Here is a 14855-nt window from a genome sequence, read left to right as displayed (position 1 = left end):
CGGCCAGGCGTGCGGACGCGCCGCGCTGCGCTGACCTCAGCCGCGCGGCGCCGCGAGCACGCCGTCGATCTGCTCGAGGATCGCGTCGGCCCACGCCTCGGGGTCGTCGCGCGCCACGTCGAGGATCGCGTAAGGGATCTCGTTGTACCCCGCCATGCGCACGACCTCGGCGGCGCCGGCCTCGGTCCCCTCGTAGATCACGCCGCGCACGGTCGTGTCGATCGTGCGCTCCATCATCATCGTCAAGCGCGAGCCGTGCAGGTCGCCGTCGGGCGCGCGGCCCAGCAGCCACAGCAGGATCGTGACGTTGTCCAGCGCGTAGCGCAGCGAGCCGATCCGGTCAGGGTCGCCGATGTAGGCCTCCCCGCCCGCGGCCTCGATCTCCGGGACGAACGCCTCGTTGCGCGTGACGAACCGGACCGCGTGGCCGTCGGCGGCCAGGCGCCGCGTCAGCTCCAGCCCGGGCCGGCCACCGCCGACCATCAGGACCCTCACGCGCCGGGACCTCCGCGTCGGGGGCCGAAGAGCTTGGCCTCGTACTCCTCGCGGCTGATCTCCGGCAGGCCCTTGGCACGCCGGCGGGCGTTCTTGGCGTCGAGCATCTGGACGACCTCCAGGTCGGCGAGGTGGTCCTCGCGGCGCTTGATGGACTGGGCGACGTCGGCGCCGACGCTGGCGCGGACCGAGTCCTCGGTGAGCTCGGGCTCCCCGCGCCGACGACGACGGGCGTTGGCGGCTTCGAGCATCTGGTCGAGATCGTCGATCTCGTTCTGGACCTCCAGCTCGGCGCTGCGCGTCGGCCGCCAGTCCAGCGTGTCCGCCCCCGTCCGGGGATGGAAGAGTCCGAGCAGCAACAGCCCGACGACCAGTCCGCCGAGGACGGCGATCATGATGACGGCGAAGGGGTCCACGCCCATCGAGTCTACGCCCGTATAGCGTGCCGGGCATGGACGCACCGAAGGTCATCGGCGTGGTTGGCGCCGGCACGATGGGATCCGGGATCGCGCAGCTCGCGGCGCAGAGCGGCGCGCGGGCGCTGCTCTACGACGCGTTTGAGGGCGCGGCCGAGAAGGGCGCAGCGCGAGCACGCGGCGGGATCGCCAAGTTGGTGGAGAAGGGCCGCCTGGACGGCGACGCCGAGGAGATCGGCGCGCGGCTAGAGGCGGTGACGTCGTTCGAGGGCCTGGCCGACGCCGAGCTGATCATCGAGGCCGCGCCGGAGCGCCCCGAGCTGAAGGACGAGATCTTCCGCGAGCTGTCGCGCGTGGCACCGAGCGCGGTGCTGGCGTCCAACACCTCGTCGATCCCGATCACGACGATCGCGCGCGCGGCGGCCGACCCGAGCAAGGTCGTCGGCATGCACTTCTTCAACCCGGCGCCGCTGATGAAGCTGGTCGAGGTCGTCGCGGGCGTCGCGTCCTCGGAGGAGTCGCTGGAGCTGGCGCGCGCCGCGGGGCGCGCGATGGACCGGCGCGTGATCGACGCGGTCGACGGGCCGGGCTTCTTGGTGAATCGCTGTAACCGGCCGTTCACGCTCGAGTCCTTGCGGTTGCTCCAGGAGGGCATCGCGCCGCTGGAGGAGATCGACCGGATCGTCCGCGCGGCGGGGTTCCGGATGGGGCCGTTCGAGCTCCAGGACCTCGTGGGCCTGGACGTGAGCTTCGAGGTGTCGAAGTCGTTCTACGAGTTGAGCTTCGGCGAGCCGCGCTGGCGGCCGAACGTGATCAAGGCCTCCAAGGTCGCGGCCGGCCACCTCGGGCGCAAGTCCGGGCAGGGCTGGTACGCGTATGAGGACGGCGTCCCGCACCGTCCCGACGACGCGCCCGCGCCCGAGCCGGGCGTGCCCGAGGGCGCCGAGGGCGCAGTCCTGATCAGCGGCTTCCTGCCGATCGCCGACGAGCTCCGCGAGCGCGCTGAAGAGGCCGGCTTCGCGGTCGCCGAGGAGGCCGACGGCGACGTGCCGTGGCTGATCGTCGAGTGCGGTCCGGCCGAGGACGACGCCCCGCCGCTTCAGGGCGCGCCGCGCGTGATCCTCTGCGCTGAAGGCCCGCTCCAGGCGCTGGACCAGGGCGGCAACGCCGCGGGCTTCCACGCGCTGCCGCCGGTCGGCCTCGTCGAGCTGACCAGGACGGTCGCCACCGCCGACGTCGCCGCCGACCGCGCCGAGCAGTTCTTCAACGCCTTGGGGTTGCCCACCGCCTGGGTCGCCGACGCCCCGGGGTTGGTGCTGGGCCGCATCCTCGCCCAGGTCATCAACGAGTGCGCCTTCGCCGTCGGCGAGTCCGTCGGCACCCCCGAAGACGTCGACGCCGGCATGCAGTTGGGGTTGAACTACCCCATCGGCCCCCTCGAATGGGCCGACACCACCTCCCTCGACCACATCGTGATGATCCTCGACGGCCTCTACGACGAGTACCGCGAAGAGCGCTACCGCACCGCCCCGCTCCTGCGCCGCATCACCGCCTTCCACGACCACGAGCACTTCGAGCACGACCACGGCGAGCCGTGAGCCGCGGCCTCTCGTCCCTCTGCAGCCGCGAGCCGCGGTCCAAGCACGGCGAGCCGTGATCACCTGAGGTCGTTCCGCCGGATCGCGTGCCACTGTCGCCGATCCGGTGAGCGACCTCGAACAGATCGCATACGACAACGCAATCCGCGCGTTGGACAAGCAGGAGAAGCTCCTGGAGGAGCTGCGCGCGCGGACGGGCGTGCTCCTCGCTGCGGCGTCACTGGCGGTTTCGCTGCTTGGAGGCCGCGCCTTCGACGATCTTCGCCCCGTCGTCGTCCTAACGGTCGCGCTGGCCGCCTTCGCCTTCGCGTTCGGCGCGAGCCTGTTCGTGCTCATGCCCCGCAGCTATGTCTTCGCGCTCGAAGGCCCGCGCATCTATGAGGAGCTGTTCGCGTTCCGCAACGATCCCGCAGAGCTGCGACGACGGCTGGCCTACGACATGCAGCGCTTCTGGGAGGACAACGACCAGCGGATGGCACCCGTCCGACGTGCGTTCCGGTTGGCGGCGTCGAGCCTCGTCGTAGAAGTCCTGTCGTTGACGGTCCTGGCGACGGGTATCCTCTAGGTCGTGAAGGCGAGTCAGCCCACACCTCCGCCTCCCCCTCCGCCCACGCCCGGCATCGGGCTGCCGGAGACGCGCGGCGGCAAGCGGCGGTAGATCTCACGTCGCGGCGCGCCAGGGCGTTGTAGATGGCAGTGGGTCCGTTTCAGCGCTTTCTCGATGAGCAGCGGGAGCCGGTGTTCCGGTTCTTGGTGGCGTCGGTTGGGCGTGAGGCGGCAGAGGACTGCTTTCAGGAGACGTTCCTGTCGGCGTTGAAGGCGTGGCCGAAGCTGCGCAAGGGGTCGAATGAGCGGGCGTGGGTGATGACGATCGCGCATCGCAAGGCGATGGATCACCACCGTGCGCGGGTGCGGCGGGCGGTGCCGGTGGAGGATGTGCCGGAGGTCGCGGTGGAGGATCCGCCGCTGGCCGATGAGGAGACGTGGACGCGGGTGCGGGCTTTGCCGCCGAAGATGAAGGCGGCGGTGCTGCTGCGGTATGCCGGGGACCTGACGCACGCTGAGGTGGCGGTCGCGCTCGAATGCTCGGAGGAAGCCGCACGGCGGTCCGCGCATGAGGGGCTCAAGCGACTGCGGGCGGAGATGAGCGCGACATGAACGACAACTTGCCAGGACCGGAGATCGACATGCAGGCGCTCGACGCGGCCACGCGCCGGTTCGTGGAGCGCGCGCAGCCGGACGTCGCCTACGCCGTGATCGACTCCCCCGTCGGCGCGCTGGTCGCGGCGACCACCCCGACGGGCCTGGTGCGCCTTGCCTACGAGGACTTCAACGGCGGCCTGGACCCGGTCCTCGACGACCTCTCCAAGCGCCTCAGCCCGCGCGTGCTCGAAGATCCCACGCGCCTGGACCCGGTCCGCCGCGAGTTGGACGAGTACTTCAACAACGTCCGGACAACCTTCGATCTCCCGATCGACTGGACGCTCTACTCCGACTTCGGCCGCCGCGTGCTGCAGGCGACCGCGGAGATCCCGTTCGGCACGACCGCCAGCTACGGCGCGGTCGCGGCTGCCGCGGGCAACCCGAAGGCCTCGCGCGCCGCGGGCCGCGCCCTCGGCGCGAACGCGATCCCGATCGTCGTCCCCTGCCACCGCGTCATCGGCACCTCCGGCAAGCTCACCGGCTACACCGGCGGCATGCACCGCAAAGAAGCCCTGCTGCGCCTCGAAGGCATCGCCTTCTAGGCGCGCCTACTGGTCGCCGGACTGGCGCGGTCCGAGCGAAGATCTCGAGTTCTGGCCCTCCTGGGGCCGTTTCTCGAGACGGACGGACGGACGGACGGCCAGCTAGGCGGCGGGGCGCGGCGCGGGCGGCGCCACGGGAGCGGCGGGCTTCGGCGCGCCCTGGGCGGCGGCGATCGGGGTGACCTTGGGGTACTGGAAGATGTGTGTGGTGGTCTGCGGCATAAGCTCTATCTCAACTACGCAAGAGATCGGCCGGAGTTGCGCCGTACTCGTATTAAGCGATGTTGTTCGCCGTCGCCCGCAAGGTTCCTTGCGGGATATGACGACTGGGCGCGTCAGTCATTGGCCGCCTTTAGGAGGCACGGGATCGTGGCCGACGAGGAGCCCGCGGCGCCATCGGCGTAGGTGAAGGACCCCAAGAACGGCCAGCCCGGCTTGGAGCACGACGTCGGCGCCTCGATGAACGGGACCTTCTTGCGCCCGATGCCGCCGACCTTGACCTCAAAGCTCGTGATCGCCGCGTCGTTCTCCTCCCCCACCGTCATGATCCGCGGCACCGGCAGGTCGAGCACCCAGCCGTACCTGCCCGACGTCTTCTTCAGCGTGCCGACCAGCGGGATGACGACCGTCCCGAGCGCGCGGGCATAAACGATCAGCTGCCGGCCGCCCGGGACCTTCGGCCCGTTGAAGACCGTGACGGTCGCGTCGATCAGGATCTCCAGCGCGGCCGCCTTCGCGGTGCCGGACCCCAGCCGCGACGCCTGCGGGCACGCCCCCGGCCCCTGCTTGTTGATGATGTCCATCGTGCAGGTCGCAAAAGCCTCCGGGTGGACCTGCGCCCCACGCGTGAACGAGAAGACCATGCGCTTGACCGGCGCCGGCGCGGTGCCGTCGGACATGCCCAGCTGCGCGCCGAGCACGAGGTTGACGATCCACGGCTTGCCGCCCGGCTGCTGGCGCACGAGCTCGGCGCCGACGTCGAGGCGCTGCGTGTGGTCGGCGGCCTGCGCGGCGGGCGCGGCGACAGCCAAAGCGGTGACGACGACGGCCACCGCGAAGACGACGGCGGTGGCGGCGATGCGACGGCAGATCATGGTCCTGCTCCTCCTGCGGACGGCGAATGGGACAGCGGCTCGACGCGCGGGAACGCGGTCTCCCCTTGGGGCGTCTTCTGCAACCGGCACGGCGGCGCCGCCCCGACGCCCCCGTTCAACACGTACTTCTCGATCCGCGCGACCATCGTGGGCGACCAGAGCTGGTCGAGCTCCGGCGTCCGCGCGATCGTCGGAAAGGCCGGAGCATCGCTGCAACCCCGGACGTCGAAGACCGACTTCTGCAGCTCGGTCCCCGCCGGCTCCGAGGCATAGGCATTGCTTCGCATCCACGACTGACGCGACGCGTACTGCGCGAGCATCCCCGGCCCCGTCAGCATCCCGCCGCGCGCGTAGTGCAGCGGCTCCTCGGTCCCGAACGCCGAGGCGGTCGCCTGGGTCGCGGCTGTCAGGTTGGCGACCAGCGTCGAGACCGCGTCAGCGCGCGGGCCGATGTAGCCCAACACCGGCGCGAGCTGGTCCAGGAACGGCGCGAACTGCGCGACCAACGGCCGTGCGCGATCCAGGAAGCGCTGCGTCGCCGGCAGCCCGCGCCGCGACGCCGCGCTCAGCGCCAGCGCCCCGTGCGCCAGCGACGCCAGCTCCGGCGCGGTCTTGCGGATCTCCCCCGCGGTGGCGCTGAGCTCCCGGATCCCCGGCCGCAGCGCGGTCAGCACCGGGTCGGCGTCGACCCGGAACCGGTCGACCCGCGCCAACAGAGCGCGCGACTGCGCCTCGAACTCCGGCAGCGCCCGGAACGCAGCGGCAATCGAGTCCGCCCGGGCCGCCAGCGCGTCGGTGGCGCGTGACCCGTTGACGATCGCGCCCCGCAGCGCCGCACGCCGCTCGCTCAGCGCGTCGAAGAGCTCGCCCGTCCCGGACACCGCCGCGCGCACCGCCGGCGCCTGCCGGTTCAAGGCCTCCAACAACCCCGTCAGCCCCTCCTCGAAGCCTGGGAGCTGACCCAAAGCCGCGTTCAACTCCCCGCCCCGCCCATCCAGCGCCGCGGCCTGGGACTGGATCCAGACCTCCAGCGCCCGCCGCGTCGGCGCGTCGAACGCGCGCAGCAGCTCGTCGATCTCCACGCTCGGCGCGATCTGCGCGCTCGGCAGCCGCCCGCCGTCGGCGATCGCCACCGTGTCCCGCGTCCCCGGCGTCAGCTCGAGGTACTCCTCACCGGCCAGCGACTTGCGCCGGATCGTCGCCTGCACGTCGCCCCGCAGCGGCGCGTAGCGCGCGTCGACCTCCACGACCGCGTCCAGCCGGTTGCCGTCCACCGGCGAGCGCTCGGTCTCGACCACGTGTCCGATCGACACGCCCGAGACGCGGACGTCGGCCTGCACCGCCAGCAGATCAGCCTCCGGCAGCGCGATCCGCACGCGATAGCCGTGCGGCTTGAGCGGGACCGAGCCGCCGAACGCGCTCCACAGGTAGAGCATCAGCCCGAAGCAGGTCAGCGTGAACGCGACGACCACCAGGATCCGGCCGAAGCCGAGGCGTTCGGTGATCACCTGACGTCATCCCTGAGGCTCGACCTGAGGGTGAGAATTGACCGGTTAGGGGCGTAGAACACGGCTCGCGACGGGCCGCGCCGAGCCCGGGACGGCCCGGCGAGGGCGGCGACCGTACACGCCGAGACCCTGCGATTTCCAGGCGAACTCGGCCGTCTTCGCCAGGATCCTGCGCTTCTGAACGCGATTTCACCCTTTGGGATGACGAAGATCAGCCTTCGGGTGGATGCCCCGGGTGATGCGCCCGCTCTACGGTCGCCTTCTCGTGCTGCGGGAGCTCGGATCCAGGGAGGAACCGAGAAGGCAGCACGGGTCAGCAGGGGAAGGTCAATTCATCAAGGAGGAGGAACGGTGTCCCTCAGAAGTAGCCTTTGGCGCTACCTCGGGCTCCTCGCAGTTGCCGCTCTGGCGGTCGGCGCTCTCGCCGGCCCGGCATCTGCGAAGAAGATGTCCGCGAAGCAGCGTGCCGCTGTCCGTGCGCAGCTCAAGAAGGAGATCAAGAAGAACCCGAAGGCGATCAGCCGGAAGTCGTTCGTCAAGCGCGCGTCGCTGGTGAACTTCAAGCTTCCGGTCACGATCGCCTTGCGCGGCGGCAAGACCGCTGCGAACCCCAACCGGGCGACCATCGACCTGGGCGCCTCGCTCGGTCAGCGTGAGGTCAACCTGGGCGGCTCGCTGTCCGCGGAGCTCGTGTTCCACGACTCCTACGACGGCGGCGCGCTGGGCAACGTGGATCTGTCGATCCTGCCGTCCAGCACCCACCACCTGTCGTCGACCTCGATTCCGCTTCTGTGGAACACGCAGGTCTCTAACTCGACGACGCGTTACGACGCCAACTCGCTGGGTCTGCCGGAGGCTCTTTCGGGCTGCGGCAACTTCACCGGCACCTCGGCGCTGTCGTTCGGCGGCGGTCTGGCGGCGTCCGGCACGGTCGGCGGCATCCCGCAGCCGGGCGGTCTCCCGGGCTTCCCGTTCATCGATCCGTCGGTGAGCGTCTCGACGCCCGCGGGCTTCCTGCCCGTCACCCCTGGTGTCGACTCGATCGACCAGGTCGTGGCCGGCAAGGTCACGGGTGACAACAACCAGGTCGGCGGCAACCCGCAGCCGTTCCCCTACACGGCGCAGTCCACGCCCGGCGGCTTCACCCAGCCCCCGAGCCCCAAGGACACGGTGCTCCGCACCAACGCGCTGGACCTCAACGTCGCCTCTGTCGGTGACGAGGTCAAGCAGGACACGAACGCGGACGGCGTCGCCGGCTCGCAGAACATCGTGATCGGCAAGTCCGGTGGCCAGGCCAACCTGTTCGGGAACATCCCGGGCAAGGCCTACGGCATCGACGTGACGGTGTCCCTGAAGACCCGGATCAACTCGATCCTGCGTGTGGTCGATCAGGACTCGTTCGGCTCGCCGCTCATCACGGGCAACAACTACCCGGCTGGCATCTTCAACTGCCGCCAGATCTGGACCGGTGGGATCACCAACTACATCCCCTCGATCCGGCTCGCCGGCAACCTGAAGATCGCCCCGGGCATCACGGCCGACGGCAAGCTCCGCATCGCCAAGGCGCAGGTCTCGTCGCTGCCCGGCTCGGAGGCCCGCTTCGCGGTCGCCGCCTGCCTGGCTCCGTACTCCGGCGTCGACGCGGAGCAGCTGAGCTCCGACACGGTCGCTCCGACCATCCCCGCGGGCTCCGCGGCGACGGGTCCGGGCGGCACGGTTCCGAACGCGGGCCTGCCGGCCAACACCGGCGCTGCCCGTCCGGCTCCGGCTGCGGCGTGCAACGCGGCCCCGACGAGCCTGGTCGCCTCGAGCGCCCTGGCCCCGTCGCAGGTCACGACGCTCGCCCCGACGGTCCCGGGTGATGGCTACACGGTGTCCAACAGCGGTTCGTCCGTCTCGGTCGCCGCTGACCTGAACGTCAACCAGATCTCGCTCGACGTCCTCGTCGGCGACGTGGCGGTCAACTAGTTCAGGACGGGCTCACGCCCTAGGCAGTTCAAGCAGTTCACGGACGGAACGGGCCCCGGTCTTCGGATCGGGGCCCGGCCCTCCGGCAGGGTTGGAAAACTTCTCTGGGAGAGAGAGCAGATGCACCCGCATCACCCCGACACGACGTCGCCCCTCCGCCACGGCCGGCGGATCCTCACGCAGATGGTGGCCGTCGCCGCCCTCGCCTTCGCCCTCGTGGCCGGCTCCGTAGCCGCCGCCCCGGCGAGCATCACGACTTCCGCGGCCGCCAGCGCGCCCACCGCGCGCTCCGCCGCCGACACGTGCCCCGCGCAGATCCTCAAGAGCGGCAAGCTCACCGACGTGTACGAGTCCTACTACAAGTACGCGTACAAGAAGATCAAGGGCACCAAGAAGTACCGCAAGGCCGTCGTCAAGGCCAAGCGCAAGCTGATGGTCTCCTGCACCCGCTCGTGCGTGCGGACGAAGACCAAGACCGTCAAGCGCTACAAGTACAAGACGGTCGTCCGGAAGGGCAAGAAGGTCAAGGTCCGGACCGGCAAGCCCAAGTCCGTGAAGGTCACGGTGCCCGTCTACAAGTCGGTGAAGAAGACCGTCACCGTCAAGAAGGGCAACCGGATCGTCAAGGTCAAGAAGAAGGTCAAGGCCTACACCTACGAGAAGTGCAAGACCTCGGGTGACAGCGCCGCGGGCTCGCCGGTCAAGGTCACCATGTTGGACGGCTCCTACGCCCTGCTCGACTTCGGCGCCTTCCAGCGCCAGGCGCCGATCAGCGGCACGTTGACGGGCCTGATCCCGGGCGGCTACAAGCTCAACCAGGACAACCAGATCAACCTGACCCGCGGCAACCTGACGCTGGGCCGGACCAACGTCTTCATCGACGACGACTGCCACGGCGGCCAGGTCTCGGCGGCGATCCGCACGGGCACGCCGACCAACGTCAACCTCGACCCGACGCGCCAGTCGATCTCGACGCTGACCGCGGCCGGCGGGGTGACCGCGACGGCGTACACCAAGATCCAGCTGCCGCTGGAGCTGCGCAACGACGACGACGGCTGCGACCAGCCGTACATCACGACCGGCTTCACCGAGTTCACCCAGACGTTCTTCTTGAAGGGGAAGATCGGCAAGGGCACGGGCCTGGCGAAGCTGACCCTGACCTCGCCGCCCGACCCGCTGGACGTGCAGGCCTGCCTGTCGCCCGGGTCGCCGACCTCGCCGTGCAACAACTCGGCGTTGATCATCCCGCTGCCGATCATCGTCAGCACCAACCTGCTGGTCAGCATCAAGGTCGGATAGGCGGTGCGACGGAGGGTCGCGATCGCCGTCCGGGTCGCGGCCGCCGTCGTCACCGGGGCCGGAGCCGCCATCGCGGCGGGGTGGGCGGGTCCGGCCTCACCTGCGTTCGGCGCCGCGCTGGCGCTGCCGTCGGCGGGGTTCTGCGTCCCGGCGCCCACCGACGCGACGTACGTGCCGCGGGCGCTCGGCGCCGTGGCCTTGGCTGCGAACGGAGTGGCGACGGAGCCGATCGCGATCCTCGACACCGGCGTGGACCCGGACGCCCCGCAGCTCGCGGGCCGGGTCCTGCCGGGCTGGGACGCGGCGACGGGCGCGCCGGTGAGCGGCGACTGGGACGGCCACGGCACGAGCGCCGCGGGCCTGGCGGCGTCGGCCGGAGCGGGGATGGCCGGCGTGTCGCCGGGGTCGCCGATCCTGCCGGTGCGGATCTACGCGCCGGGCGCGCGGACGGCAGCGCTGGCCGTCGTCGCTAAGGGCATCGAGCTGGCGGTCGCGCGCGGCGCTGGCGTGGTCGTCGTCGAGGGGTCGGTCCCCGCGGCGGGCGCGAGCGACGACGAGTGGCGGGCGCTCGTCAAGGCGGTCGACGCGGCGTTCGCCAAGGGCGTGATCGTCGTCACGGGGATGGGCGACGACACGCTGCCCGACGCGAACCTGCCATCGAGCCTCCCCCACGTCCTGACGGCGGGCGCGGCAACCGCGACGCCGAGCCGCAGCGCGCCGGTCAACACGGGGCCGTGGCTGGACCTGCTCGTGCCGGGCGAGGGCGTGACCGCGCCGCTGCCGCTGGCGCTGTGCCCGGTCGGCTTCGGCTTCGCGACGGGCTCGTCGTTCGCGGCGCCGGCGCTGGGCGGGGCGGTCGCGCTCGTCCAAGCGTCGCGGCCGACGCTGACCACCCAGCAGCTCTTCGAGGTCATTCGGCGCGCGGGAACCGACCTGGGCACTGGCGGGCGCGACGACGACTCGGGCTACGGGCTGCTGAGCCTGCCGACCGCGCTGTCCGCCGCGCCGCTGGCCAAGGACACGTCGGTCGAGCCCGACGACGACCCGTACTGGGTGCGGTCCTCGGCCTACGTCAAGAAGCACCCGGCGCTGCTGACCAAGACCAAGATGAGGTTCAAGGCGACCGGGACGGTGTCGCCCGCCAAGGACCCGGCCGACGTCTACCGCGTGTCCTTGCTCAAGCGCGAGCGGCTGGTGGTCAACGTGAGCGCGGCGGATCCCAACGCGCTGCTGGAGCTGGCGATCCTCGACCCGCGCGTGGAGAGCTTCGACGTGACCGACGACGTCGCCGAATGGGCGCTGGTGGCGACCGGCGGCCTGTCGAGCGACCCGCAGCTGGAGATCACCGCGGCGCGGTCCGGGACCTTCTACATCGCGGTGACCTCCGCCCCGGCGGTCGACCCCGACGACGCGGCGCAGACCGCGGCCGAGGTCGAGCCCTACACGCTCAGCGCCTACAAGCAGCGCAAGAAGGCGAAGGCCAAGGCCAAGAAGTAGGCCTTGCCTCAGGCCGCCGTCGTACGACGGCGGCCGGCGAGGAAGAGGCCGAGCCTCTTCCCTCAGACCGCCGTCGTGCGACGGCGGCCGGCGAGGAAGAGGCTGACGGCCTCGGTGCGGTTCGCCGCGCCCAGCTTGCGCAGGATGTGGCGGACGTGGGACTTGACCGTCGCCTGCGAGATCACGAGCGCCTCGCCGATCGCCGCGTTGGACGCGCCCTCGGACATGAGCTGGAGGACCTCGAGCTCGCGGGCGGTCATCGTGGCCAGGCGGCCGGGCGCGCCGGACAGCTCGCCGTCGAGCTCGGCGCCGCCCATGCGGGCCTCGACCGGCACGTCGTCGGTCATGCCGTCGTGGCCGCCGTCGCCGTGGCCGCGGCGCTGACCGCGGCCGGCGATGTCGTCCATCGCCCAGCCGATCCCGGTCGCGAACGTCCACAGCAGCTCGCGATCGAGCTCGTCGAGGTCGCGGGCGGTGCCGAAGTAGTCGGCGTGCAGCAGGCCGACGGTGTGGCCGTCGCGGACGATGGGGGCGCACACATACGAGGTCGTGCGCGCGACGTGCGTGAGCGGCCGGAACAGGCCGGTCGCGGTCTGGGCGTCGCGGACGAGCACCGGCATCTGGCGGACGACCGCCTCGTGCTCGGGCGCGCAGCGATCCAGCCGCGGGCGGACGGCGCGAGCGAGCCGCGCGAAGTCCGCGGCCATGATCGGATCGGCCTCGAAGCTGACGCTCGCGAAGACGACCCGGTCACCGCGGATGTGGGACAACATCGCGCGTTCGAAGCCGACGGCGCGGCACGCCTCGCGCGGCGCGGCGGCGACCAGCCGCGCGACGGAATCGAGGCTGGACAACCTCGTCATCGCGCGCTGCACGCCGCGAAGCCGTCGAGCCGCCTCCGCAACAGGACCCAATGGACGAGTGAGCACATCCATGGCTGACAAGTGACCCTTTCTCCTCCCTAAGAAGGAGGCGATCGTACCCCCGGTTCGGGTGGAAAAGCAAGACTCAGAATTTAGGTCTTTCGATTTGCTTTTGCCGATCTGGCACACCGGAATCCCGCTGGACGAACGTCCGGTCCTAACGCCGGAGCAAATGTGGCCAAAGCGGACCTCTGAGCTCATCCAAAGGGCTGACCAAACCGATGGTTGTGGGCGGTTGGGCACGGATGCCCGCCGCCTCTTCCCCGCCATGGACGGCCGCCGCTTCCTGCTCATCCCCTTGCTCGCGCTCGCGCTGCTGCTCCCGAGCGTCACGAACGCCGCCGACTCCCCGGCTACACGTTGGCCCGTCGGCGGTTCCACCCTGCGCACCGCGCTGTGGATGGGCTCCGAGCACTGGGGCATGACGCCCTGCCGCGGTCGCGTCGTAATGAGCTGGGACGCCTTGGGCTCCGCCACCAACGCCCAGTCCTCCTGGGCCAACGACGTCGACCCCTACCTCCAGCCCTCCTTCAACACCGACTGCGAGATCGCCCTCTCGCTCCAGGTCGACTGGGACTGGCAGAAGCTCTGCACGGTCGTCGTCCACGAGGTCGGCCACCTCACCGGCCACGACCACATCGACGACATGGATGACGTCATGTACGCGACCTACGTCGAGCCGGTCGCCGAGTGCCTCACAACGCCCGCGCCCCTCGAGACCGGTGCGCCGGCGCCCGCCCCGAAGAAGCGCGCGGCCGCGGCAACGAAGAAGAAGCGCGCCGCCGCCAAGAAGCGCGCCGCCAAGCCCCGCCGTCGCTAGCCGCCGAGCCCACTCCTCGCCAAAGGAGGGGTGGAAATGGCAGGGTTGGCGAGGGTAGGATCGGCCCAGGAGGAGAGGGCGCCCGTCCCGGGGCGGCCAGGGGAACATGGGTCAGAAGGCAAGGATGCTCGGCGGCGTCGGTGTCGTGACGGTGGTCGCGACGCTGGTCGGCGCGGGCTCGGCGAGCGCGTACTCGTCGGTGGTGCGGGTCGAGAGCAAGTCGGCGACGACGATCGCGTCGGCGTGGGTCAACCGCGTCGCGGTGGATGCGCCGGCGGCGGTGACGATCAAGGACGCCACCGATCCGCTCGCGCCCAGCCCGGAGACCACGACGTGCGCGGCGGAGAGCCCGATCGCCGCGGTGCTTGCGGCGGCCACGGCGGCGCCGGTCAAGACCGTCAAGGACCCCGTGAGCGGCAAGTGGCGGATCTCCGCAGTCAAGAACGTCGCCGAGCCCGCGGTCGTCCCGCCCGCCACGCAGCCGGCGTGGTACTGGCGCCTGTACGTCGACCAGGGCCCGGTCGACAACGGCATGAGCTCCGCCTTCTACCAGGACGCCTGCAACACGACGGTCCCCGCCGGCTCCGAGGTCTTGCTCTACCAGGCGTGTGGATCGAAGACGACGGGCTGCTTCTCCGGCACGCCGCTGTACGCGCGCATCCGAGACGGCGGCCCGTACGACGTCGACGCCCAGACCGTCCCGGGCCGCAAGGCGCCGGTGCTCGTCCGCACGATCGGCGACAAGGCCCCGACCGGCGCGACCGTCGCGACCGACGAGGGCGCCTCCGCGGTCTCGCTCGACACCGGCCCGATCTACGGCCAGACCAGCGTGCCGTTCAACGAGCCCGGCCCGCACACGCTGATGGTCTCCAAGGGCGACGGCACCCGCCCGCCCGTGCGCATGGCCGTCTGCGTCTCGGAGGGCAACGACGGCTACTGCGGCTCGACCAAGACGCAATCGCCACCGGACATCCCCTACGTCACGCCGTCGCCGTGCGCGACCAACGGCCACGACGGGCTGTGCGGCACGACCGACACGTCGGGGCCGATCACGCACGTCACCAACATCACCAGCAAGAAGGCGTTCAAGGCCAAGAAGGGCCCCGGCCAGGTCAAGGGCACGATCGACGTCGACCCCAACGGCGTCAAGGACGTCCGCCTGCGCCTGACCCGCACGGTCACGGTCAAGACCAAGGTGAAGGTCAAGACCAAGCGCAAGACCAAGAAGCCGAAGTACAAGACCAAGACCGTCAAGCGCTGCTCGGCCTGGGACGACGGCACGCTGCTGCTCGAGACCACCAAGAAGTGCGGGACGGCGAGCGGCACCTACTTCAACGCCGACCTCAGCGACCTGCGCAACGAGTTCACCTACTCGTTCGCAATGGCCTTGCCTCGCGGCAGCTACGTGCTCGAGGTCCTCGCGCGCGACGAGAACGGCTTCAAGGACGCCCCGGCGAGCGGCCGGAACGTCCTCAAGTTCACCGTCGCGTAG

Annotated in this window: 14 protein-coding genes; 9 read left to right on the top strand and 5 right to left on the bottom strand. The window is 70.7% G+C overall.

Annotated features, from left to right (window positions below):
• Positions 1 to 36 precede the first annotated feature (36 nt).
• Positions 37 to 495, bottom strand: a complete 459-nt coding sequence (locus tag ACT01A_RS23040) for an NAD(P)H-binding protein (protein WP_445149449.1) — start codon at positions 493 to 495, stop codon at positions 37 to 39.
• A complete protein-coding gene (locus ACT01A_RS23035; RefSeq protein ID WP_445149448.1) occupies positions 492 to 911 on the bottom strand; it encodes a hypothetical protein in 420 nt (139 codons plus the stop codon). The genes ACT01A_RS23040 and ACT01A_RS23035 overlap by 4 nt, the downstream gene beginning before the upstream one ends.
• 35 nt (positions 912 to 946) lie before the next feature.
• Here ACT01A_RS23035 and ACT01A_RS23030 point away from each other — a divergent pair, with 35 nt between their 5' ends.
• From ACT01A_RS23030 to ACT01A_RS23015, 4 genes are all read left to right on the top strand, one after another.
• The gene (locus ACT01A_RS23030; RefSeq protein WP_445149447.1) at positions 947 to 2509 is read left to right on the top strand and encodes a 3-hydroxyacyl-CoA dehydrogenase NAD-binding domain-containing protein; all 1563 of its coding nucleotides are present in this window, start codon (positions 947 to 949) and stop codon (positions 2507 to 2509) included.
• Positions 2510 to 2615: 106 nt separating this feature from the next.
• On the top strand, positions 2616 to 3074 hold the full coding sequence (locus tag ACT01A_RS23025; protein WP_445149446.1) for a hypothetical protein: 459 nt from the start codon (positions 2616 to 2618) through the stop codon (positions 3072 to 3074).
• A 125-nt stretch (positions 3075 to 3199) separates the two neighbouring features.
• Entirely contained in the window at positions 3200 to 3667 is a 468-nt protein-coding gene (locus ACT01A_RS23020; protein ID WP_445149445.1) for an RNA polymerase sigma factor, read from the top strand.
• Positions 3664 to 4254 (top strand): methylated-DNA--[protein]-cysteine S-methyltransferase, encoded by a 591-nt coding sequence (locus tag ACT01A_RS23015; protein ID WP_445149444.1) that lies wholly within the window; start codon positions 3664 to 3666, stop codon positions 4252 to 4254. Before ACT01A_RS23020 ends, ACT01A_RS23015 begins: the two co-directional genes overlap by 4 nt.
• A 335-nt stretch (positions 4255 to 4589) precedes the next feature.
• On the opposite strand, the gene ACT01A_RS23010 is transcribed toward ACT01A_RS23015, so the two are convergent.
• Both ACT01A_RS23010 and ACT01A_RS23005 read right to left on the bottom strand, forming a co-directional pair.
• A complete protein-coding gene (locus tag ACT01A_RS23010) occupies positions 4590 to 5348 on the bottom strand; it encodes a hypothetical protein (protein ID WP_445149443.1) in 759 nt (252 codons plus the stop codon).
• On the bottom strand, positions 5345 to 6856 hold the full coding sequence (locus tag ACT01A_RS23005; RefSeq protein WP_445149442.1) for an MlaD family protein: 1512 nt from the start codon (positions 6854 to 6856) through the stop codon (positions 5345 to 5347). Before ACT01A_RS23005 ends, ACT01A_RS23010 begins: the two co-directional genes overlap by 4 nt.
• A gap of 447 nt (positions 6857 to 7303) precedes the next feature.
• Between ACT01A_RS23005 and ACT01A_RS23000 the strand changes: the two genes are divergently transcribed.
• From ACT01A_RS23000 to ACT01A_RS22990, 3 genes are all read left to right on the top strand, one after another.
• Positions 7304 to 8824 carry a hypothetical protein gene (locus tag ACT01A_RS23000; RefSeq protein WP_445149441.1) on the top strand — a complete coding sequence of 507 codons (1521 nt, stop codon included), beginning with the start codon at positions 7304 to 7306 and terminating at the stop codon, positions 8822 to 8824.
• Between the two features lie 120 nt (positions 8825 to 8944).
• Positions 8945 to 10123, top strand: coding sequence for a hypothetical protein (locus tag ACT01A_RS22995; RefSeq protein ID WP_445149440.1), 1179 nt, complete (start codon positions 8945 to 8947; stop codon positions 10121 to 10123).
• A gap of 3 nt (positions 10124 to 10126) precedes the next feature.
• A complete protein-coding gene (locus ACT01A_RS22990; RefSeq protein ID WP_445149439.1) occupies positions 10127 to 11620 on the top strand; it encodes a S8 family peptidase in 1494 nt (497 codons plus the stop codon).
• Positions 11621 to 11682: 62 nt separating this feature from the next.
• Here the strand turns inward: ACT01A_RS22990 and ACT01A_RS22985 are convergent, their stop codons facing one another.
• The gene (locus ACT01A_RS22985; protein WP_445149438.1) at positions 11683 to 12483 is read right to left on the bottom strand and encodes a LuxR C-terminal-related transcriptional regulator; all 801 of its coding nucleotides are present in this window, start codon (positions 12481 to 12483) and stop codon (positions 11683 to 11685) included.
• Between the two features lie 328 nt (positions 12484 to 12811).
• Between ACT01A_RS22985 and ACT01A_RS22980 the strand changes: the two genes are divergently transcribed.
• Together ACT01A_RS22980 and ACT01A_RS22975 are read left to right on the top strand one after the other, a co-directional pair.
• Positions 12812 to 13363 (top strand): matrixin family metalloprotease, encoded by a 552-nt coding sequence (locus tag ACT01A_RS22980; protein ID WP_445149437.1) that lies wholly within the window; start codon positions 12812 to 12814, stop codon positions 13361 to 13363.
• A 124-nt stretch (positions 13364 to 13487) separates the two neighbouring features.
• The gene (locus ACT01A_RS22975) at positions 13488 to 14855 is read left to right on the top strand and encodes a hypothetical protein (protein ID WP_445149436.1); all 1368 of its coding nucleotides are present in this window, start codon (positions 13488 to 13490) and stop codon (positions 14853 to 14855) included.

It is taken from the genome of Baekduia sp. Peel2402 (assembly GCF_052567285.1).
The sequence above is the reverse complement of the archived record's forward strand: the minus strand, read 5'-3'. Positions and strand labels throughout refer to the sequence as shown.

What these genes read in the sequence shown, in the direction of transcription:
- ACT01A_RS22995 (WP_445149440.1), top strand. Translation starts at nt 8,945, where the DNA reads ATGCACCCGCATCACCCCGACACGACGTCGCCCCTCCGCCACGGCCGG.
- ACT01A_RS23000 (WP_445149441.1), top strand. Translation starts at nt 7,304, where the DNA reads ATGTCCGCGAAGCAGCGTGCCGCTGTCCGTGCGCAGCTCAAGAAGGAG.
- ACT01A_RS22975 (WP_445149436.1), top strand. Translation starts at nt 13,488, where the DNA reads ATGCTCGGCGGCGTCGGTGTCGTGACGGTGGTCGCGACGCTGGTCGGC.
- ACT01A_RS23030 (WP_445149447.1), top strand. Translation starts at nt 947, where the DNA reads ATGGACGCACCGAAGGTCATCGGCGTGGTTGGCGCCGGCACGATGGGA.
- ACT01A_RS23015 (WP_445149444.1), top strand. Translation starts at nt 3,664, where the DNA reads ATGAACGACAACTTGCCAGGACCGGAGATCGACATGCAGGCGCTCGAC.
- ACT01A_RS23020 (WP_445149445.1), top strand. Translation starts at nt 3,200, where the DNA reads ATGGCAGTGGGTCCGTTTCAGCGCTTTCTCGATGAGCAGCGGGAGCCG.
- ACT01A_RS23010 (WP_445149443.1), bottom strand. Translation starts at nt 5,348, where the DNA reads ATGATCTGCCGTCGCATCGCCGCCACCGCCGTCGTCTTCGCGGTGGCC.
- ACT01A_RS22985 (WP_445149438.1), bottom strand. Translation starts at nt 12,483, where the DNA reads ATGACGAGGTTGTCCAGCCTCGATTCCGTCGCGCGGCTGGTCGCCGCC.
- ACT01A_RS22980 (WP_445149437.1), top strand. Translation starts at nt 12,812, where the DNA reads ATGGACGGCCGCCGCTTCCTGCTCATCCCCTTGCTCGCGCTCGCGCTG.